Source organism: Streptomyces sp. NPDC101118 (genome assembly GCF_044759445.1).
Taxonomy (GTDB): domain Bacteria; phylum Actinomycetota; class Actinomycetes; order Streptomycetales; family Streptomycetaceae; genus Streptomyces.
On the sequence record NZ_JBIVZG010000015.1, the window covers coordinates 144,931 to 166,098 of the forward strand.

A 21,168-nucleotide genomic window follows, 5' to 3' on the forward strand; every position below is an offset into this window, starting at 1 on the left:
ACGGGCGGCACGGGCGGCGCGGGACGGGCGGCACGACGTACGGCGGGCGGTCCGGCGCACGGGCAGCGGACCAGCCGGCCCGGCGTACGGGCAGCGGACGCCGGGCCGGATCAGCGCCGTGGGGGGAGCCGGCCCGCGGGACCGGCGTACGGCGGCGTCCCCGCCGGAGCGGCGCACGGCAGCGGACACCCGCCGGCCGGGTACACGGGCGGCGGACTCCCGCCGGGCCGGCGTGCGGCGGCGGTCAGCCCGGGAGGGCCGGGACGCGGGCGAAGCCGCCCTCGGCGAGGTCCTCGGCCAGCAGCCGCTTGGCGATCGCGTCGGCGGCGGCGCGGAGTTCGGCGCTGCGCGGGCGTCCGCGGTCCTTCTCCAGTTCGGCGCCGAGCCAGTCGGCCCACGCGGCGGAGATGACCGCGGCCTCGCGGCGGCCGGCCTCGGTGTGGGAGAAGAAGCTGCCCTCGCGCGAGAGGAAGCCCTCCTCGGTCATCCGGTCGAAGACGGGTAGGAGCACCTCGGGCGGCAGGTGGCGGCGGGCCGCGATCAGGCCGAGGCTGGCGTGGCCGACGGTGCGGGTGAGCAGGTCGACCTGCATGACGGCCCAGGCCCCGGCGATGTCGAGGCGGGTGTCGGACTCCTCCACGATGCGGCGGGCCTGCGCCGGGCCCATGCCGCGGATGAGCCGGCCGACGGCCAGTTCGAGGAGCTTGGCGGAGTCGCCGGTGGTGGCCGGGGAAGCGAAGCCCTCGCCCATGTCGGTGGAGGTGGCGCGGGCGCTGTCGCGGAGCCTGACCTCCTTGAGGAACAGGGCGACGACGAAGCCCACGGCGGCGACGGGCACGGTCCACAGGAACACGGTGTGGAGGGTGTCGGCGTAGGCCTGGACGATGGGCGCGGCCTCGGCGGGGCGGAGGGAGTGGACGCCCTGGGGGCTCTGGGCGGCGCCCGCCAGTTCGGCCGGCGGGGTGCCGGTGGTGCGGGCGGCCTCGGCGACGCCCGCGGCCAGGTTGGGTCCCAGGTTGTTGGCGTAGAGGGTGCCGAAGACGGCGGTGCCGAAGGAGCTGCCGAGGGTGCGGAAGAACGTCACGCCCGAGGTGGCGGTGCCGAGGTCGGCGTAGTCGACGGTGTTCTGCACGGCGATGGTCAGGACCTGCATGCACAGGCCGATGCCGACGCCGAGGACGAACATGTAGAGCGATTCCAGCCAGGTGCCGGTGCCGGGGCCCATGCGGGAGAGCAGGTAGAGGCCGATGCCCATGACCAGGCAGCCGGCGATGGGGAAGACCCGGTAACGGCCGGTCTTGCTGACGACGTTGCCGCTGAAGACGGAGGCGATGAGCAGGCCGATGACCAGGGGGAGGGTGCGCACGCCGCTGACGGTGGCCGAGTCCCCGTCGACGTACTGGAGGTAGGTGGGCAGGAAGGTCATCGCGCCGAGCATGGCGAAGCCGACGACGAAGCTGAGCACCGAGCAGACGGTGAAGACCGGGTTGCGGAACAGCCGCATCGGCAGCATGGGTTCGGCGGCGCGGGTCTCCACCACGCAGAACAGCGCGAGGGCCACGGCGCCGCCGGCGAAGAGCCCGATGATGACGGGCGAGCCCCAGGCGTACTCGTTGCCGCCCCAGCTGGTGGCGAGGATGAGGGCGCTGGATCCGACGGCGACCAGGGCGATGCCGAGGTAGTCGATGGCCGGGCGGCTGGCGGAGCGCACGGATGGGATGGAGCGGGCGGCGGCCGCGACGACCATGACGGCGAGGGGGACGTTGACGTAGAACGCCCAGCGCCAGCTGAGGTGGTCGGTGAACAGGCCGCCGAGGAGGGGGCCGATGACGGTGGCCACGCCGAAGACCGCGCCGATGGCGCCCTGGTACTTGCCGCGTTCGCGGAGCGGGATCACGTCGGCGATCAGCGCCATGGAGGTGACCATCAGGCCGCCGGCGCCGACGCCTTGGAGGCCGCGCCACACGATGAGCAGCGACATGTTGGTGGCCAGGCCGCACAGGAACGAGCCGATGATGAAGACCACGGCGGAGATCTGGAAGATGACCTTTCGGCCGAAGAGGTCGCCGAACTTGCCGACGAGCACGGTGGCGACGGTCTCCGCGAGCAGGTACGAGGTGACCACCCAGGACATGTGGGCGGCGCCGCCGAGGTCCGCCACGATCGTGGGCAGCGCGGTGCCCACGATCGTCTGGTCGAGCGCCGCGAGCAGCACGCCGAGCATGATCGTGCCGAAGACGACGTTGCGCCGCCGCCGGTCCAGCACGGGCGGCGGCTCGGCGGCCACGGGGGCGGACTCTCGGAGGGTGGTCACATCTCGCACTCTCACACCGGGGTGTGGGTGTCGCATGTGACATTACGCCGTACGGGGGTGCCGGCGCGGCCGGCGCCGGCCGGTCCCGGTCCGGCTATCCGCGCAGGTAGGAGAGGCCGGGGTGGGCTTCGACGTACCCGTCGAGCAGGGTCCTGGCGACCGCCGCCGAGTCGACCAGGGGGTGCAGGGCGAAGGCCTTGACGGCGGCGGCCCGCGATCCGCTCTCGGCTGCGGCGAGGACCTCGCGCTCGACCGCCTTGACGGCGGTGACCAGCCCCACGGCGTGGTACGGGAGGGGCGACGCGGCGAGGGGGTGGGCGCCGCTCGCGTCGACGAGGCAGGGCACCTCGATGACGGCGTCCGCGTCGAGGACGGAGAGGGTGGTGCGGTTGGGGACGTTGAGGATGAGGGTGGTGCGCTCGTCGCGGGCGATGGCCCGCATCAGGGCGAGGGCGACCTTCTCGTAGCCGCCGGACTCGAGGTCGTCCTCGTCGCGTTCGCCGACGCCGGCCGCCTCGCGGTTCTCGGCCATGTAGGTGGCCTCGCGCTCGGCCAGGGTGCGCTCCCAGGCGGCCCGGGCGGAGGTGCCCTCCCGGGCCGCCTCGGCGTAGAAGCCGGCCTGCTGGTCGCGGAGGAAGGCCCCGCGGGTGCGGCCGTCCCGCTGGGCCTGCCGGTAGGCGGCGACGGCCTCGCGGTTGAAGTAGTAGTAGTGCAGGTATTCGTTGGGGACGGCGCCGAGTGACCGGATCCAGTCGGCGCCGAAGAGCCGGCCCTCCTCGAAGGACTCCAGGGCCTTGGTGTCGGCGAGCAGCCGGGGCAGTTCGTCGCGGCCGTCGACGTGCAGGCCGCGGACCCAGCCGAGGTGGTTGAGGCCGACGTAGTCGACGAAGGCGCGGTCGGGGCGGGCGCCGGCGAGCCGGGCGAGGCGGCGGCCGAGGCCGACCGGGGAGTCGCAGATGCCGATGACCCGCCGGCCGAGGTCGCGGGCCATGGCCTCGGTGACGAGGCCCGCCGGGTTGGTGAAGTTGATGGTCCAGGCGTCGGGGGCAAGTTCGGCGATCCGGCGGGCGATGCGGCGGGCCACGGGGACCGTGCGCAGGCCGTACGCGATGCCGCCGGCGCCGACGGTCTCCTGGCCGAGGACGCCCTGTTCGAGGGCGACGCGTTCGTCGTCGGCGCGGCCCTGGAGTCCGCCGACGCGGATGGCGGAGAAGACGAAGTCGGCGCCGCGCAGGGCCTCGTCGAGGTCGCGGGTGGCGGTGACGGCGGGGGCGTCGGGGATGCCGCGGGCCTGTTCGGCGAGGACGCGGCTGATGGCGGTGAGCCGGGCCGGGTCCTCGTCGTGGAGGGTGACGCGGTCGATGCGGCCCTCGGCGTGGTCGCCGAGGAGCGCGCCGTAGACGAGCGGGACCCGGAACCCGCCGCCGCCGAGGATCGTCAGTTTCACGTGACATACCACCCTTCACACTGCACGGTCACAGGTCACCGTGTACCGCACAGTGTGGCCTCCGTGCGGTCCGTCCGGGGAGCGGCGCCCCGGCCGGCCGCGGGTTCCGGCCGGCCGGCGGGCGGGCCCGGCGGGCTCCGCGGTCCCGGCCGCTCAGTCCTTGAGCGGCGGGACGGCGCGGAGCCTGGGGGCCTGCTGCGCGGGCGCCGGGGGCGTGCCGACGGGCGGTCCGTAGCCGCCCTGCGGGGCGGAGAGGACCAGGGTGATCCGGGTGAAGCCCATGCCGTCCAGCATGGGGCCGTTTTCGGCCACCAGGCGGCACCGGGCCCGTCCCCAGCGGGGGTCGGGGTGCCGTACGGCGCGTACGCTGCCGTCACGCTCGGCCGCCTGGGGTCCGTACGTGCTCAGCCAGTGCGGGACGCCGTAGCGGTACGCGGCCTCCATGAACGGGTCGCGGGCGATGTCCTGCCGGATGCTCGTCAGGCCGTCGTCCTCCGGTGCCGCGGCCAGCGCGGTGGAGAACTGCGCCAGCAGGGGCACGCACCAGGCCGGCTCGTGGTCCTCCAGGACCGCGGCGGCGTCCGGGTGGAAGAGCACGAACCGCAGGAAGTTGTCGTCCGGGAGGGCCGTCGGGTGCGGTCGTACGGACTGGAAGAGCTGGTCGAAGGCGGAGTTGGTGAGCGCCACGTCCCAGCGGTGGTCGACGAGGAAGGAGGGGTAGGGCACGGCCTCCATGAGTGCCGCGTAGTCGCGGAGGTAGTCGCGCTGTGCGGGGTCGTCGGGCAGGCGGCTCTCCTCGGAGGGGCGCCAGGACTGCGGCGGGTCGCGGTCGGCCATGACGCGGAACAGCCAGAAGCACTGCCGCTCGCTCATTTCCAGGGCCTGGGCGAGTGCCAGCAGTTTCCGGTCGGTCCACTCCTTGACCAGGCCGCGTTCCCAGTTCCCGTACGCGCGCACGCTGATGCGCAGGCGTGCGGCCACGTCCTCCTGGCTGAGGCCGAGTTCCTCGCGGCGCTGCCGCAGGAGTTCCTTGCGCCGCTCCGACCGAACCGTTCCGCGTACGGGCTCTTCGCCCGCCAGGGCTTCCTGGCCGGACCGCGCGAGGGTATCGGACGGGCCCACCGCTGCGAGATGTGACACCGAGAGCTCCCCCTTCTCACGGTCTGCGATCTTCATTTCCGTGTGGCGATCCTGCTACCAGCCTCAATGGAGTGTCAACTATTGTGGCAATTCCAGCCGGGGGACGCCTTATTCACGCCACAGCTGTGGCAAGTTCTAGCCGTCGGGCGGGCATCCGGGTTAGCCTCCTCAGGCCAACCGCGTGTCCGAACCAATCTCGCGTGATCTAGGAGAACCACTGGTGACAGACGGCTTCCCGGCTCCCGTCCCAGTGGCCACCGCGCCTCTGACGGCCACCGTGGCGCGCGTCGCCGAACTCGCCGACAAGCTCGGGCGGGCCCACGCGGAGGTCTTCGACCTCCGCCGCCTCTCCGAGGCCTCCGGTGTGCCGGCGGACGTGGTCAGGGCCCTCCTCGACGGCCGTCCGGCCGGCGAGCCCGACGTACAGGCGCGCTTCCTCCAGCGGCTGGCCCTGCTCCGCCGCACCCGGGTGAAGCCCAACGGCCGCCGCTACACCCAGCAGGAGATCGCGGACGGCGCGGGCATGTCCCGCCAGCAGGCGGGCGCGCTGATCAACGGCGACCGGCGGCCCACGATGGAACACTGCGACGCGATCCAGCGGTTCTTCGGCGTGCACGCCGGGTTCCTCACCGCCCACGACGCGGACGCGCTCACCGACGCCCTCCTGCGGACGGAGCAGCAGCTGCTGCAGGACTTCGCGGGACGCGAGCGGGAGACCGTGCCGGCCCAGGTCCCCGCGGGAGCCGACCCGCTGGCCAGACTGCTCCAGGACCACGGGGTCCGCGGCATCGCCTGGCGGGCCGCCCAACTGCCCACGGACAAACACCGGGACAAGGTCACCGAGTGGCTGGACATGCTGCTCGAGAGCGTCAAACCGACAGATTCCTGAAGTCCTGATCCGGATCCGCGCCGACGGGGAGAACGGTGAGCATAGGCAGAGAGCAGCGGCGGCTGTGCGGAGAGCTGGTGGCCGGCCTCCGGCTCCCGGCGCCCGCGGAACCCGTGGACCTCTACGCCGCCCTGTGCGAGGGCATGAGCCGCCACCGCGGCCGGCCGGTGCAGTTCCGCATGGCCTCGTTCCCACCCGGGACGGCCAGTGGCCTGTGGCTCGACATGGCGGACCGGGACCTCGTGGTGATCGAGGAACGCACCGCCCCGGACCACCAGTTGGTGATCCTGGGTCACGAACTGTGGCACATGAAGGCCGGCCACTGCAGCCACCACGTCGACGGCGCGGCGGTGGCGGCCCGGCTGCTGTCGGAGGAGGCGGACCTCAGCGAGACGGTGCGCCGGGTGGCCGCCCGGACCCGGGCCGACGTCTCGGAGGAGACGGAGGCCGAGACGTTCGGGCTGCTGCTGGGCAGCAAGTGCCGTCCCTGGCTGGCGCGGAGCGGCGGCATCGGCCGTGCCCCGGCCCGCCGCGACGGACTGGCCGGCCGCATCGAGGCCTCGCTGGGCTACCGAGGACCGCAGGCCTGACCGTTGACTGGTGGGGACTACTACATTCCCGCGGCCGCCCTGTGGATCTCCCTGGCCTTCAAGCTGCCGGCGCTGCGACACAACTGGCGTGACCCGCTGCTGCGTTCCGTCTGCTCGCTGCTGATCCTCTCGGGAGCGGTCTTCGTCTTCGCCGCGCCGCCCACGATCTCCGTGGTCAACCGGCTGACCGGCACCCCGAACTTCTCGGCCCCGCTGGTGTACGCGCTGATCAGCGCGTTCAGCGCGTCCTGTCTGATCCTGATCGTGAACTGGCGGGGCGGGCCGCCCGAGGACACCCGGCGCTTCTCGCGCCGCTGGACGACCTTCTACGGGGTCGTGATCGTGGCGGTGGTGGTGCTGTTCGTCCTCGGGGAGACCCCCGTGGAGCGGCTGCGCGACTTCGACACGTACTACGCCAACACCCCGTACATCCGCGAGATGATCGCGCTGTACCTGGTGACGCACCACATCGCCGCCGTGGTGATGACCGTGCTCTGCTGGCGCTGGTCGCTCCAGGTCCGCGGCTGGCTGCGCACCGGACTCGTGATCATCGTCGTGGGCTACGGCTTCACGATCGCCTACGACATGACGAAGTTCGCCGCCGTCGGGGCGCGCTGGGCGGGGCGGGACTGGGACGGCCTGAGCACGTACCTCGCTCCCCCGCTGGCGTCGATGGGCGCGCTGGTCAGTGCGATCGGGTTCATCCTGCCGCTGATGTGCCAGCGGGCCGCGGACAACTGGCACACCTGGGCGACGTACCGGCAGCTGGGGGCGCTCTGGCGCGAGCTGCGCGGCGCGGTGCCGGCGGGCACGCCGAGCGTGCGGATCGCCTGGTGGTCGCCGGCCGAGCTGCGGGTCCTCCAGCGGGAGTCGGACATCCACGACGGCTTCCTGACGCTGGGCCCGTACTTCGACCTCGCCCTGCACGCGCGGGTGTACGAGCGGAGCCTGGCGGCCGGCGAGGGGCCGGACGGCGCCAAGGCCGTGGCCGACGCGGCGATGGTCGCGGCCGCGGTACGGGCCCGCTCGGCGGCCGCCGAGGAGCCCGACGGCCCCGACGGCCCCGGCGCCCTCGACGACGGCCCGGACGGGGACGAGACCCCGGTGCGGGTACCGGGGCCGGCCGAGGGGCCGAGGGACCTGGTGCGCATCTCCCACGCGCTGCGGCATTCCCGCGAGGTGGCGGCGGCCCGGCGCGCCACGGGCACCGGCTGAGGCGGGGCGGCATTGCCGCCGCCCCGCGGGACGGCCGGGCCGGGCCGGATCCGGCGAGCGGGGCCGGGCCGGCCGGGTCGGCCGGGTAGCCGGACCTGCCGACCCGGCCGGGGGTCGGCCGGGTCAGCCCGCGGCGGCCTGTGCGACGGCGGCCGGGAACAGGTCCAGGAAGGGCGCCGCGGCGTCTGTGCCCTCGCGGCCGAACGGCGCGTCGAGGCTCCAGACCAGGAAGAGCAGGAACACGATCAGGGCGCTGAACAGGCCCGCCAGCAGCAGTTCCCGGCCCGAGCGGCGGATCTGCAGGGTGAAGATCAGGCCGATGGTGACGACGGCGCCGGTGAGCAGGCCGAACCACACGATCCCGGGGAGCGTGGAGCCCGCGCCCTGGTTGCGGGCGTGCCGGGCGTCGTCGGCCGTCGCGATGTGGTCCAGCAGCGGCTGGTAGGCCTGGGCCTGGAGCTCGGTGGCCGGGCTCTGGTGGGTGATGTCCGTGCGCAGCTTGCCCAGGAGTGCGGTGCCCTGCGCGGAGGGGGCCTTGTCGTCGGTCAGGAGCGGCCAGTCGACTGCCACGGTGTGGGAGACGTAGTCGCTCACCTCGTCGCGGATGCGGTCGCGGACGGGCCCGGGGTAGACGTCCACGCGCTGGCTGACCTCGTACAGGGCCTGGGCCTCGCGGCGGACGTTGTCCTCGGCGGCGCCGCGGGCCTCCCAGACGCCGGCGATGGCGAGGCCGAGGACGATGGCGTAGACGACGCCGACCATCATCGTCATGTACTCGATGACGTCGGGGGTTTCGTTGGTGTCCTCGTCCTCGGCGACCCTGCGGTGGCGCAGGTTGGTGAAGGCGAGGACGGCGGCGCAGACGAGCACCATGGAGACGGCCAGGATCAGCCACTCGTACACGGGGGTCTCCGGTTGTCGGATCGGGACGGTTAGGGGTCGGGGGTGGTCGCGGCCGGGGGCCGGGCGGGCCGGTCAGGAGCCGGAGCGCGACCTGCCGCGGGGGCGCAGGGCTGCGGCGGCCAGGACCGCCGGGGTGGTCACGACGATCATGAGCGTCATGGTGGACATGCCCTGCGGCCCGGGGCGCTGGAGGAGCGCCGAGCGGTGGTAGGGGCGGACGTGGAAGGCCCGCGCGGGCGGTGCGGGTGCGGCGGCGGGGGTCTCGGGCGCGGTCGTGGGGGCCGCGGGTGCGGGGGCCGGGTACGGGGCTTCGGCGGGCGGGTACGCGGGCCCGGGCACCGGGGCCGGCGCCGCGGCGGCCGGCACTGCCGGCGGGGCGTGCCGCTCGGGTGACGGCCCGGCCGGGGGCAGGTGCCGGGGCGCGGGCCGCGGGGGTGCCGGGGCCGGCGTGGGGGGCGGGGTCGGGCGGGCCGGGGGTTCGGGGACGGGCCCGGGTGCGGGCTCCGCCGGGGGCACGGTGAGCGGGGGCGGGGGTCCGGGGATGGCCGGGGGCGGGGCGGCCGGGGGCGGGGTGGCCGGGGGCTCCCCCGGGCAGGCGTCCGGCCGCACGGCGGCGGGGAACGCGCCGGGGTCCGGCGGGGGTTCGGCGGCCTGGGCCGTCTGGGCGTGCAGCGGGCTGAGGGCGGCCAGCATCCCTGCGCCGGCCAGGTACTGCCAAGCGGTCACCGCGTGTCCTCCCGGTCCGGTCGGGCGCACCACGGCGTGGTGGCTCCGGGAGGAGAAACGATCACGGGCCGGGATCGATACGCGCCCGCGCGCGCCCGGCGCCCGGCCGGGTCGCGTTCCGGCCGATTGGGGGACGGGGTCCCGGACTGTCGGCGGACGGGGCCCCGGCCGGTTGGGGGGCGGGTCCCGGCCGGACGGGGCACCGGGTCCCGGCTGATCGTGGGGCGGGGTCCGGCCGGACGCAGCACCGGGTGCCGGCCTGCCGGCGGACGGGGTTCCGTCCGGTGCCGGATCACACCGATGGCCCTGCGGGCGCGGCGCCGGGCGGGCCCGCGGTCGGGACGGAGGAGCCGCGCGAGGACCGGACGCCGCGCCGCTTCGGCTGCCCGAGCGCCCTGACCGTGCTGCCGCGGCGGTGACGGTCGGGTACGTGGTGGTCCGGTACGCGCGGCGGGTGCAGCGGGACCGGCGCGGTCGGTGTGCCGTCTTCTGCGGGGCGACCGGAAGCAGGTGGCGGTGCGGGAGCCGCACCGGTTCGAACCGGGCTGACCCTCAACCCAATTGGCGGCCCTCTTCACGTGCGCGGCGGTGCTGGTGGGGGCCGGCGCCGCCGACGGGCGTCACGGGGTCTCGCGGGCGCCGGTGGTGACGGTCGCGCGGGCGGGCGCGGGGGTTTCCGCGGGTCCCCCGGTCGACCGCTCCGCCGCGCGGAATCCGACAATTGCCACTTTTATGGTGAATCATGGCTGATCGTTTCGGGGAGGTACGGGTGCGGGACACCACATCGGAGCCGGGCGCGGTGCTGCTGAAGGCCGGACGGTTCTTCCGGCGCGGCGAGGACGCACCCGACCTCCACAGCGTGCGGCTGACCGGCGGCCGGGAGGCCGACGCCTTCTACCGGGACCGCTGGAGCCACGACAAGGTCGTGTACTCGACGCACGGGGTGAACTGCACGGGGTCCTGCCGGTGGAAGGTGTACGTCAAGGACGGGATCATCACCTGGGAGACCCAGGCCACCGACTACCCCTCCGTGGGCCCGGACCGCCCGGAGTACGAGCCGCGCGGCTGCCCCCGCGGCGCCGCGTTCTCCTGGTACACGTACTCCCCCACCCGCGTGCGCTACCCGTACGTGCGGGGCGTCCTGCTGGAGATGTACCGCGAGGCCAAGGCGCGCCTGAAGGACCCCGTGCTGGCGTGGGCGGACATCCAGGCCGACCCCGGGCGCCGCCGCACGTACCAGCAGGCGCGCGGCAAGGGCGGCCTGGTGCGGGCGAACTGGGACGAGGCCGTCGAGATCATCGCGGCCGCGCACGTCCACACGATCAGGCAGTACGGCCCCGACCGCGTCGCCGGCTTCTCCCCGATCCCGGCCATGTCGATGGTCTCGCACGCCGCCGGCGCCCGGTTCATGAGCCTGATCGGCGCCCCGATGCTGAGCTTCTACGACTGGTACGCGGACCTGCCGGTCGCCTCCCCCCAGGTGTTCGGCGACCAGACCGACGTGCCGGAATCCGGCGACTGGTGGGACGCGGCCTACCTGATGATGTGGGGCTCCAACGTCCCCGTCACCCGCACCCCCGACGCCCACTGGATGGCCGAGGCCCGCTACCGCGGCCAGAAGGTGGTGGTGGTCGCGCCGGACTACGCGGACAACGCGAAGTTCGCCGACGAGTGGCTCCACCCGCACCCGGGCACCGACGGGGCGCTGGCCCTGGCGATGGGGCACGTCATCCTCAAGGAGTTCTTCGTCGACCGGCAGACGCCGTTCTTCACCGACTACGTGAAGCGGTTCACCGACCTGCCGTTCCTGGTGACGCTGGAGGAGCGCGACGGCGCCCACGTGCCCGCGAAGTTCCTGCGCGCATCCGATCTGGGCGACGCCTCCGAGGGCGCGGAGTGGAAGACCGCGGTGCTGGACGAGGCCACCGGGCAGCCGGTGGTGCCGGGCGGGTCGCTGGGCTTCCGCTGGACGGAGTCCGGCAAGGGCAAGTGGAACCTCGACCTGGGCGGCATCCGGCCGGCCCTCACGCTCCAGGGCGGCGACAGCGCGGCGGGCACCGCGGAGGTGCTGCTGCCGCGCTTCGACACCGAGGGCGGCACGCACGGCCAGGGCCGGGGCGAGGTGATGCGCCGCGGCGTGCCCGTACGCCGGATCGGCGGGCGGCTGGTGACCACGGTGTACGACCTGCTGCTCGCCCAGTACGGCGTGGGCCGCCCGGGCCTGCCGGGCGACTGGCCGGTCTCGTACGACGACGCGAGCCAGCCCGGCACGCCAGCCTGGCAGGAGACCCACACCTCGGTGCCGGCGGCGCGGGCGGTGCGCATCGCGCGGGAGTTCGCCGCCACGGCGGAGGAGTCCCAGGGCCGCTGCATGATCCTGATGGGGGCAGGCACCAACCACTGGTTCCACTCCGAGACCATCTACCGTGCCTTCCTGGCGCTGCTCCAGCTCACCGGCTGCCAGGGCCGCAACGGCGGCGGCTGGGCGCACTACGTCGGCCAGGAGAAGTGCCGCCCGGTGACGGGCTGGGCCACGCTGGCCGCCGCGTCGGACTGGTCGCGGCCGCCGCGGCAGATGATCGGTGCCGCGTACTGGTTCCTCAACACCGACCAGTGGCGGTACGACCGGTTCACGGCGGACGTGCTGGCCTCGCCGCTGGGCGAGGGCCGCTTCGCGGGGATGACCGGCGCCGACTGCCTGGCGCAGTCGGCGCGTTCGGGCTGGATGCCCTCGTACCCCACCTTCGACCGCAACCCCCTGGACCTCACCGAGCAGGCGCGGGCGGCGGGCCGGGAGCCGGCGGCGTACGTGGTGGACGAGCTGAAGGCCGGGCGGCTGGGCTTCGCCTGCGAGGACCCGGACGCGCCGGAGAACTGGCCGCGGGTGCTGACGCTGTGGCGGGCGAACCTGCTGGGGTCTTCCGCGAAGGGCGCCGAGTACTTCACCAAGCACCTGCTGGGCACGCACTCGTCGCTGAACGCGCAGGAGGCGGAGCCCGGGATGCGGCCGCGCGATGTGACATGGCACGAGCAGGCTCCGGAGGGCAAGCTCGACCTGCTGCTGTCGCTCGACTTCCGGATGACCTCCTCGACCCTGTTGTCCGACATCACGCTGCCGGCGGCCACCTGGTACGAGAAGCACGACCTGTCGACCACCGACATGCACCCCTACGTGCACTCCTTCACCCCGGCCGTGGACCCGCCCTGGCAGGCGCGCACGGACTTCGAGACCTTCAAGGCCGTGGCCGAGCGGTTCAGCGAGCTGGCCCGCGACCACCTGGGCACCCGCGAGGACCTGGTCGCCTCGCCGCTCCAGCACGACACCCCGGGCGAGATCGCCCAGCCGGGCGGCGTGGCACTGGACTGGCGCAAGGGCGAGTGCGAGCCGGTGCCCGGGAAGACCATGCCGCAGCTGACCGTCGTGGAGCGCGACTACACCGCGGTCGGCGCCAAGTTCACCTCGCTCGGCCCGCTGGTCGAGAAGCTGGGCCTGCCGGCCAAGGGCATCGTGCTCCGGCCCGACGAGGAGATCGAGGCACTCGGCGCGCTGAACGGCACGGCCCGCGGCGGCCCGGCCGACGGCCGCCCGCTGCTGGACACGGCGGTGAAGGCGGCCAACACCATCCTGCGGCTCTCCGGCACCACCAACGGCCGGCTGGCCACGCAGGGCTTCCACACCCTGGAGGAGCGCACCGGCCAGGAGATGGCGCACCTGGCGTCCGAGCACGAGGGCAAGCACATCACGTACGCCGACACGCAGGCGGCTCCCGTGCCCGTGATCACCTCCCCGGAGTGGTCGGGCAGCGAATCGGGCGGCCGCCGGTACACGGCGTTCACGCTGAACACCGAGCACCTCAAGCCCTGGCACACGCTCACCGGCCGCCAGCAGTTCTTCCTCGACCACGACTGGATGCACGAGCTGGGCGAGGGCCTGCCGGTGTACCGGCCGCCGCTGGACATGCACCGGCTGTTCGGCGAGCCGGTGCTCGGACCGGACGGCAACCGGGAGGTGACGGTCCGGTACCTCACCCCGCACAACAAGTGGTCCATCCACTCCGAGTACCAGGACAACCTGTTCATGCTGTCCCTGTCCCGCGGCGGCCAGGCCATCTGGATGTCGCCGCAGGACGCGGAGGCGATCGGCGTCGCGGACAACGACTGGATCGAGGCGGTCAACCGCAACGGCGTGGTCGTGGCGCGGGCGATCGTCTCGCACCGCATGCCCGAGGGCACGGTCTACATGCACCACGCGCAGGAGCGCACGGTCAACGTGCCCAAGGCGGAGCACAACGGCCGCCGCGGCGGCATCCACAACTCGCTGACCCGGCTCATCCTCAAGCCGAGCCATCTGATCGGCGGGTACGCCCAGCTCTCCTGGGCCTTCAACTACCTGGGGCCGACCGGCAACCAGCGCGACGAGGTGACGGTCATCCGGCGCCGGTCGCAGAAGGTGGAGTACTGACATGGCCCGTGACGGAGCCCCCATCGGGCGTGTCATGGCACAGCTCGCGATGGTGATGAACCTCGACAAGTGCATCGGCTGCCACACGTGTTCGGTGACGTGCAAACAGACGTGGACCAACCGGCAGGGCATGGAGTACGTGTGGTTCAACAACGTCGAGACGCGGCCCGGCCAGGGCTACCCGCGGCGCTACGAGGACCAGGAGCGGTGGCGCGGCGGCTGGGAGCTCAACAAACGGGGCCGGCTGAAACTCAGGGCCGGCGGCCGCTTCCACAAGCTCGTGTCGATCTTCTCCAACCCCGTGCTGCCGGAGATCAAGGACTACTACGAGCCCTGGACGTACGACTACCGCAACCTGACCGACGCGCCGCTCGGCGAGGACTTCCCGGTGGCGGAGCCGCGGTCGCTGCTCGACGGCAAGCCCATGAAGGTGGAGTGGAGTTCCAACTGGGACGACAACCTCGGCGGGGCACCCGAGCACGGCGGGGCCGACCCGATGGTGGTGAAGACCCGTGAGAAGGCCGCGGAGAAGGTGAAGTTCGCCTTCGAGCAGACCTTCATGTTCTACCTGCCGCGGATCTGCGAGCACTGCCTCAACCCGGCCTGCGTGGCGTCCTGCCCGTCCGGCGCGATGTACAAGCGCGAGGAGGACGGCATCGTCCTGGTCGACCAGGACCGCTGCCGCGGCTGGCGGATGTGCGTCACCGGCTGCCCGTACAAGAAGGTCTACTTCAACCACGCCACCGGCAAGGCCGAGAAGTGCACCCTGTGCTACCCGCGCCTGGAGGTGGGGCTGCCCACGGTCTGCTCGGAGACCTGCGTGGGCCGGCTGCGCTACCTCGGCGTGGTGCTGTACGACGCCGACCGGGTCACCGAGGCGGCGTCCGCGGCGGACGAGCAGGACCTGTACGAGGCGCAGCTGGGCGTGTTCCTGGACCCGGAGGACCCCGAGGTGCGCCGGGCCGCCGAGCGCGACGGGATCGCGCACGACTGGATCGAGGCGGCGCGGCGCTCGCCGGTGTACGCCCTGATCAGCACGTACCGGGTGGCCCTGCCCCTGCACCCGGAGTACCGGACCATGCCGATGGTCTGGTACATCCCGCCGCTGTCGCCGGTGGTGGACGCGCTGGCCGACACGGGGTTCGACGGCGAGGACGCCGGGAACCTGTTCGGCGCCATCGACACGCTGCGGATCCCGCTGGAGTACCTGGCGGAGCTGTTCACGGCCGGCGACACCGAGCCCGTAAGGGCGTCGCTGGACCGGCTGGCGGCGATGCGGTCGTACATGCGTGACGTCAACCTCGGCCGCCGGCCCGACAGTTCGGTGGCGGAGCGGGTCGGCATGAAGGGCCAGGACATCGAGGACATGTACCGGCTGCTGGCCGTCGCCAAGTACGAGGAGCGGTACGTGATCCCGACGGCCGCGGTCGGCGACGCCCGGCGGCTGGAGGAGTCCGCGGTGCCCGACGCGTGCAGCCTGGACCACGCCGGCGGGCCCGGCATGGGCGGCACCGGCCCGACCGACGACGGGGCGTTCGGCGGTGACTCGGGGCGCAAGGCCCTGCCGCTGGTGACCCTGGAGAACTTCCATGCACTGCGCAGGCGGCAGACCGCCGACAAGGAGGAGGAGAAGTGAGCACCGGAACCCGTATCCGGCCCGGTTCCCCGGCCGCCGACCCCGCGGTCCTGCACCAGGCCGCCGCGCTGTGCCTGACGTACCCCGACGCCGCGTTCGAGGAGCGGCTGCCGCTCCTGCGGGCCGCCGCGCCCCAGCTGCACGGCTTCCTCGACCACGCCGAGTCCGTGCCGCTGGACGCGCTGGCCGCGCACTACGTGCGGGTCTTCGACTTCAAGAACAAGCACTGCCTGTACCTGAGCTGGTGGCTGGACGGGGACACCCGGCGGCGGGGCGAGTCGCTGGTGCGGTTCAAGGAGGCGTACCGGGCGCACGGGCTGGAGTTCAGCAACGAGGAGCTGCCCGACTTCCTGCCGGCGGTGCTGGAGTTCACGGCGCAGACCGGTGACGGGTCGCTGCTGCGCGAGCACCGGGCGGGCCTGGAGCTGCTGCGGCTGGCGCTGGCGGAGACGGGCACCCCGTACGCGCACGTGGTGGCGGCCGTCTGCGCGACGCTGCCCGGCCCCTCCCCCAAGGACCGTGCCGAGGCGCGGGCGCTGGCCCGGTCGGGGCCGCCGCGCGAGGACGTGGGGCTGGACGGACTTCCCCCGTACGGGCACCTGGGGCTGCTGCCGGTGCTGAGCGGGGAGAGCTGATGAGCACACTGCTGTGGGGTGTGCTGCCGTACGTCGCGTTCGTGCTGCTGGTGTCGGGGCTGATCTGGCGGCACCGCTACGACAAGTTCGGCTGGACCACCCGGTCCTCGCAGGTGTACGAGTCGCGGCTGCTGAACATCGCCTCGCCGATGTTCCACTACGGCATCCTCTTCGTGCTCGTCGGTCACCTGATGGGGCTGTTCGTGCCGGAGTCGTGGACGGACGCGGTGGGCATGTCGGAGCACACGTACCACCTGTTCTCGCTGTTCGGCGGCACGGCCGCGGGCGCGCTGGCGGTCGTGGGCATCGGGATGCTGGTGTACCGGCGGCGCACCAACGCCCCGGTGTTCAAGGCGACCACGCGCAACGACAAGACGATGTACGTGATGCTGCTGGCAGCGATCGTGATGGGCCTGTGGGCCAAGCTGGCCGACTCGTCGGTCAGCTCCGGCTACGACTACCGCCAGACGATCGCCCCTTGGGCGCGCAGCCTGTTCACGCTGCAGCCGGACGTGTCGCTGATGGAGGGCGTGCCGGTCGCGTTCCAGGTCCACATCGTGATCGGGATGGTGCTGATCGCGCTGGTGCCGTTCACGCGGCTGGTGCACATGTTCAGTGCGCCGGTGCAGTACCTGTTCCGGCCGTACGTGGTCTACCGGTCGAAGGAGCAGGGGCAGTTGGGGCAGCGTCCGCCGCGGCGGGGCTGGGAGCGGGTGGACCGGTAGCGGTCCCGGTGCCGTGGACGCCGCCGGACCCCGCTGACGCCGCCGGACCCCGCTGACGCCGCCGGACCCACCCGGCCGCCCCACCCGGCCCCGCTGACGCCCGGTCAGCGGGACGCGGCTGCCCTGTCGTACAGCTCGCGGGCGTAGCCGCCGAGCAGGGTGCTGGTGGACTCGTCGTCGGTGTCCCCGCCCGTGAGCACGCCGATGATCTTCCCGTCGGCGGCGATCCAGGCGCTGCCGCTGGTGCCGGTGGGGAAGTCGGCGCAGTCGAAGCGCTGGAGCGAGTCCCCGGCCCGGGCGGCGGGCGCGGTGCAGGTGCGGGGCACGTCCCGGTCGCTGGGGTAGCCGCGTACCGTCACCGGCTCGTCGGAGCGGGCACCGGTGTCGAGTTCGGCGCCGCCGACCACGTCCTCGATGCGGCGGCCCTGCGCGTCGGGGGCGAGCCGGGCGAAGGCCAGGTCGTAGGCGTCGTCCCCGTCGTCGGACCAGCGGGGGTCCTCGAAGACCTCCTCGACGCGCCAGGCCCCGTGGGGGGCCCTGCCCTGGTTCCAGCCGGGTGCGAAGACCGTGTCCTGCCCGGCGGGGCCGGCGGCCAGGCAGTGCCCGGCGGTGACGATCAGGTTCCGGCCGGGGCTGCGGACCACGGTGGCGGTGCAGTGGTGGCCGCCGTCGAGGCCGTGCTCGAAGAGGGCGCCGGCGAGGGCGGCCGGGTCCCCGGCCGGCGTCGCCGGGGCCTGTGACGGGGCGGGGGCCTGGGCGCCCGCGGTCCCGTCGCGCACGTCGGCGCGGGCGTTGCGCTGGTGGGCGGTCGTCTCCGGAGGCACCAGCACCGTCATCGCGGCCGACGCCACGAGCGCCGCCGCGGCACAGAGCACCCCGGTCACCACCGACCGCCGGTCCATCGCCCGTCACCCCTCCCACCACACGCGCCCCTCGCGCGCCCTGCCCGTACCACCCCAGACGGTACAGAGTGCCGCGTACGAACAGAAAGCCCGCGGCGGGGGTGTGCCCGGTGGAACCGGGGGTGTGGGAGCGCCGTCGTTCGTCGTACCGTCAGCGGGGCACTGCGGCCGGGGCGACGGGCGGTGCGGGACTCGGGAGGGCAACGGCGCTATGGGCGACGGTGGTTCGCGGTTACGGGGGCACGGCGGCACGGTGCTGCGCGCGGTGGCGGCGGCCTGCTCGGTGGCCCTCGTGCTCGCGCGGCCCCGGCTGCCGGTCCCCCACCCGTACGACGGGCTGGCGGCGGAGGCCGGCTGGGTGCTGCTGTGCACGGCCGTGGTGTACGAGATCTGGGCGCGGCTGCGGGCCCGGGCCCGGCGGCGACGGAGCCTGGCCTGGCGGTCGCCCCGCCACCTGGACCGGGCGGCGGAGGCGCTGGCGGAGGGTCTGGCCAGCCGGTACGCACTGGACCGGCGGTCTCGCACCTCGGGTCCCGAGCCGATCTCGGTGACCTGGTCGTACACGGGCGGGACGCACGCCCCGGCCCTGGACGCGGACACTTCGTCGGCCGCCCGCTTCTTCCGGGCCGTGCCGCACGGGCGGCTGGTGGTCCTCGGCGGCGCGGGCGCCGGCAAGACGTTCCTGGCGCTGGGGCTCGCCCGCGACCTGCTCCTCCAGCGGCAGGAGGGGGCGTACGACCGGGTGCCCGCGCTGGTGCCGCTCGCCTCCTGGGATCCGTCGCAGGGCCTGCTGACCTGGGTGTCCGAGCAGCTCGCGGCGGCGCACCCCGAGGCCTGTGCGCCGGTTCCGGGTGCTCCCCCGGCGGAGGTGGCGTTCCAGCTGCTGCGCACCGGCCGCGTCCTGCCCGTGCTCGACGGCTTCGACGAACTGCCGGGTCCGGTGCGGGAGGAGGCCTTCCGGCAGCTCACGGAAGACCTGGGGGCCGTCGACGGCCCGTTCGTGCTGACCAGCCGGGGGCCCGCGTACCGCAGGCAGGCGCACGCGCACCGCACCTTCCAGCGCACCGAGGTCACCCTGGACGGCCTGACCGACGACGCGCTGGACGACTACCTGGGCCGGGACCGGCCGTCGGGCGAGCCCTGGGACGCGGTGCTGGACCAGCTCAGGCAGGGGAGCACGCGGGAGGCGCGCAGGCTGCGCCGGGTGCTGCGGGTACCGCTCATGGTCGAGCTGGCGCGGGTCGCGTACGGCACGGGGGGCGGGTCCCCCGCCGAGCTCGTGGAGCCGGGCCGGTTCTCCGGACGGCGGGAACTCGAACGCCACCTGTACGACGCCTTCCTGGCCGTCGTGTACAGCGGGTCGCGGGACGACCGGGAGCGCTGGGGCCGGGAGACGGCCCGCAGCTGGACGGAGTTCCTGGCCCGCCGCATGCGGGACGCCAACCGTCAGGAGTTCGCCTGGTGGCGGCTGGACGAGGAGGTGCCGCGCCTGGTGCGGGCGCTGCGCTACCTGCCGGCGTTCGCGGTGATGGGCGTGGTCTGTGCGGGTCCCGCGTTCGAGCAGCCCTGGTGGAACCACTGGGTGGCGGTCCCGGCCTGGCCGGTCTGGCTGGTGCTGTCGGCCGCGGTGCTGCTGCTGGTGTCGGGGTCGGCGGGCTCCGCCCGGCGGGTTCCGCCGCAGCGGCTGGTCAGGCCCACGGCGCGGATGGTGCGGGAGGCGCTGGCGAAGCGGCCGGTCCGGGTGACGGTCCTGCTGGTGGGGGCCGTGCTCGCGGTGGGGTGGCCCGTCGCGGCGGCCGTCGGGGGATCCGCTCTGGGGTGGATCACGGTCGTCAGCGTGGTCGTGCCCCTGTGGTGGACCAACGTGGCGCTTCCGGTGCTGTGGCGGCCGGCCGACCCGGCGCGCGCCAGTTCGCCGGCGGACCTGCTGCGGTCCGACCGGAGGTCGGTCCTGCTGCTCGGCTGGCTGGCGCCGCAGCCGCGGATCGCGGCCGAGGACGGGTTGTTCGCGTTGCTGTCGGTGCCGGTCGCGGCGCACGTGCTGTGGCAGGTCTCGGCGGGCCGGGACCTGGCGTCGGCCCGCGACTGGCTGTTCCTCGGGGTGACTGCGCTCACGTCCTGGACGCTGTACTCGGTCGCGGTCTCCGCCTGGGGCCGGTACGTCCCGGCCCGGCTCTGGCTGGCCGCCGCGGGGCAGCTGCCCTGGCGGCTGATGCCCTTCCTGGCGGACGCGAGCCGCCGCGACGTGCTGCGGCAGGCCGGCGGTGCGTACCGGTTCCGGCACCTCGAACTGCGCAACCGCCTGGCCGAGACGGCGCACGCGGAGCCGGCCGGGCCCGCCCGCAGGAACGGCGGGCGGCCGCCCTTCTCGTTCGCCCGGTACGTGCCGGCGGGCCTGGCCGCCCTGACCCTGATGGTCACGGCGACCGGCCCGCTGCGCGACGGCAGGCTGCCGGGGCCCGTCCGGGCGGCGCCGGACGCCTGTGCACTCCTGGACGCGAGGGACCTGGCGGTGCTCGTCCCCGGTGGCGTGGGGCGGGCCGGGAAAGACGGCCCGGACGGCGACGTGTGCCGGGTCGTGGCGGCCTCGCCGTACGCCCCCGACGCCGAGGTGACGATCGGCACGACGCTGCTGACGGGATACGGGGAGGCGAGCGCGTCCGGGCTGGCGGCACAGCGGTTCGAGGCGGTCCGGAAGACCGACTCGATCGGCACTTCGGGCGCGGAGCCGTGGGCGGTCCTCAAGCCCGTGGCCGGCCTGGGCGACGAGGCGTACTCGGTGGCGGGCAGGTTCGGGCCGGACGTGCGGGTCCGCGTGCGGGTGGGCAACCTCCTGCTCGAGGTCGAGTACGAGGACGAGTACGCCGAGGGGGCCCTGGCGCTCCACGTGGCCGAGACCCTCGCCCGGAACGCCCTGCGGCGGGCCGGCCTCGGCGCGCACGCAGGCCGGCCCATGTCCCTGGCCGACGTCTCACGCCCGGCCGTCCCCACCCCCAACCGGTTCACGCTCTACAAGCGGGACGCGGCACGGGGACCGGCCCTGTACGGTGCGACCTGGGGCGCGGCCGAGCCCTCCCGTCTGTGGATCGCGTCCGGCGTCCCCTTCGTGCTGCGGGCACCCCGGGGACTCTCGTGCACGGCACTCGGTGCGCCCGAGCCCCTGGACATGTCCTGCGAACCCTCGTACACGGCGGCCAAGTTCCCGGACGGGGTCGCCGCCCGCATCGACGTCGCCGTCGACCGGTGCACCGGCGGGTGCACCCAGGACAGGACCAGGGCGTTCTTCGAGCGCCTGCCCGAGTCGCGCACCCTGCGCTGGCAGCGGGGGCCGGTCAGGAACCCCCGGTCCGCCTCGTCGACGTTCTTCGCCACGGCGCCCGGTCGCGGCGAGCCCGGTGAGGTCGACGGGGCCAACACGCACCGGATGTACCTGCTCCGCCAGCTCTGGACCCAGGACCGGCCGGACGCGCCCTACCGCGGCTGGGTGATGTGGGTCCGCGTCGAGGTGCCGCCCGGCCACGAGTCGCTCGCCCAGAAGGTCGTCAACGACGTGTACGGCCAGACCGGCGGGGACACGTACTGAC

Annotated in this window: 14 protein-coding genes; 8 read left to right on the forward strand and 6 right to left on the reverse strand. The window is 73.9% G+C overall.

From position 1 onward, the window contains the following. Positions 1-244: 244 nt before the first annotated feature. The 3 genes from ACIQUQ_RS23755 to ACIQUQ_RS23765 all read right to left on the reverse strand — a co-directional run bounded on the left by ACIQUQ_RS23755 (position 245) and on the right by ACIQUQ_RS23765 (position 4,901). A complete protein-coding gene (locus ACIQUQ_RS23755; RefSeq protein ID WP_403979112.1) occupies positions 245-2,350 on the reverse strand; it encodes an MDR family MFS transporter in 2,106 nt (701 codons plus the stop codon). 58 nt (positions 2,351-2,408) lie between these two features. Beyond that, complete coding sequence (locus ACIQUQ_RS23760) at positions 2,409-3,761, reverse strand: 6-phospho-beta-glucosidase (RefSeq protein ID WP_403979116.1); 1,353 nt, start codon at positions 3,759-3,761, stop codon at positions 2,409-2,411. A gap of 153 nt (positions 3,762-3,914) precedes the next feature. Then, positions 3,915-4,901, reverse strand: coding sequence for a helix-turn-helix domain-containing protein (locus ACIQUQ_RS23765; RefSeq protein ID WP_403979118.1), 987 nt, complete (start codon positions 4,899-4,901; stop codon positions 3,915-3,917). A 220-nt stretch (positions 4,902-5,121) separates the two neighbouring features. Between ACIQUQ_RS23765 and ACIQUQ_RS23770 the strand changes: the two genes are divergently transcribed. Genes ACIQUQ_RS23770 through ACIQUQ_RS23780 form a run of 3 tightly spaced genes read left to right on the forward strand, consistent with a single transcriptional unit; the run spans position 5,122 to position 7,595 of the window. Beyond that, positions 5,122-5,790, forward strand: a complete 669-nt coding sequence (locus tag ACIQUQ_RS23770; RefSeq protein ID WP_399941186.1) for a helix-turn-helix domain-containing protein — start codon at positions 5,122-5,124, stop codon at positions 5,788-5,790. 35 nt (positions 5,791-5,825) lie between these two features. Next, positions 5,826-6,380 carry a toxin-antitoxin system, toxin component gene (locus tag ACIQUQ_RS23775; RefSeq protein WP_403979122.1) on the forward strand — a complete coding sequence of 185 codons (555 nt, stop codon included), beginning with the start codon at positions 5,826-5,828 and terminating at the stop codon, positions 6,378-6,380. Positions 6,381-6,383: 3 nt separating this feature from the next. Further along, the gene (locus tag ACIQUQ_RS23780; protein WP_403979124.1) at positions 6,384-7,595 is read left to right on the forward strand and encodes an MAB_1171c family putative transporter; all 1,212 of its coding nucleotides are present in this window, start codon (positions 6,384-6,386) and stop codon (positions 7,593-7,595) included. A 123-nt stretch (positions 7,596-7,718) separates the two neighbouring features. Here the strand turns inward: ACIQUQ_RS23780 and ACIQUQ_RS23785 are convergent, their stop codons facing one another. Both ACIQUQ_RS23785 and ACIQUQ_RS23790 read right to left on the reverse strand, forming a co-directional pair. Further along, entirely contained in the window at positions 7,719-8,498 is a 780-nt protein-coding gene (locus ACIQUQ_RS23785) for a hypothetical protein (RefSeq protein ID WP_403979127.1), read from the reverse strand. Between the two features lie 72 nt (positions 8,499-8,570). Then, complete coding sequence (locus tag ACIQUQ_RS23790) at positions 8,571-9,224, reverse strand: hypothetical protein (protein WP_403979130.1); 654 nt, start codon at positions 9,222-9,224, stop codon at positions 8,571-8,573. Between the two features lie 742 nt (positions 9,225-9,966). On the opposite strand from ACIQUQ_RS23790, the gene ACIQUQ_RS23795 reads away from it, so the two are divergent. Genes ACIQUQ_RS23795 through narI form a run of 4 tightly spaced genes read left to right on the forward strand, consistent with a single transcriptional unit; the run spans position 9,967 to position 16,682 of the window. Continuing rightward, entirely contained in the window at positions 9,967-13,686 is a 3,720-nt protein-coding gene (locus tag ACIQUQ_RS23795; RefSeq protein ID WP_403979133.1) for a nitrate reductase subunit alpha, read from the forward strand. Between the two features lies 1 nt (position 13,687). Next, entirely contained in the window at positions 13,688-15,322 is a 1,635-nt protein-coding gene (gene narH, locus ACIQUQ_RS23800; RefSeq protein ID WP_403979135.1) for a nitrate reductase subunit beta, read from the forward strand. Beyond that, entirely contained in the window at positions 15,319-15,957 is a 639-nt protein-coding gene (narJ, locus tag ACIQUQ_RS23805; protein WP_403979138.1) for a nitrate reductase molybdenum cofactor assembly chaperone, read from the forward strand. The genes narH and narJ overlap by 4 nt, the downstream gene beginning before the upstream one ends. Further along, complete coding sequence (narI, locus tag ACIQUQ_RS23810; RefSeq protein ID WP_403979142.1) at positions 15,957-16,682, forward strand: respiratory nitrate reductase subunit gamma; 726 nt, start codon at positions 15,957-15,959, stop codon at positions 16,680-16,682. The genes narJ and narI overlap by 1 nt, the downstream gene beginning before the upstream one ends. Before the next feature lie 104 nt (positions 16,683-16,786). Here the strand turns inward: narI and ACIQUQ_RS23815 are convergent, their stop codons facing one another. Beyond that, positions 16,787-17,584 (reverse strand): trypsin-like serine peptidase, encoded by a 798-nt coding sequence (locus ACIQUQ_RS23815; RefSeq protein WP_403979145.1) that lies wholly within the window; start codon positions 17,582-17,584, stop codon positions 16,787-16,789. A gap of 211 nt (positions 17,585-17,795) precedes the next feature. On the opposite strand from ACIQUQ_RS23815, the gene ACIQUQ_RS23820 reads away from it, so the two are divergent. Continuing rightward, positions 17,796-21,167, forward strand: a complete 3,372-nt coding sequence (locus ACIQUQ_RS23820; protein ID WP_403979148.1) for an NACHT domain-containing protein — start codon at positions 17,796-17,798, stop codon at positions 21,165-21,167. Position 21,168: the final 1 nt, after the last annotated feature.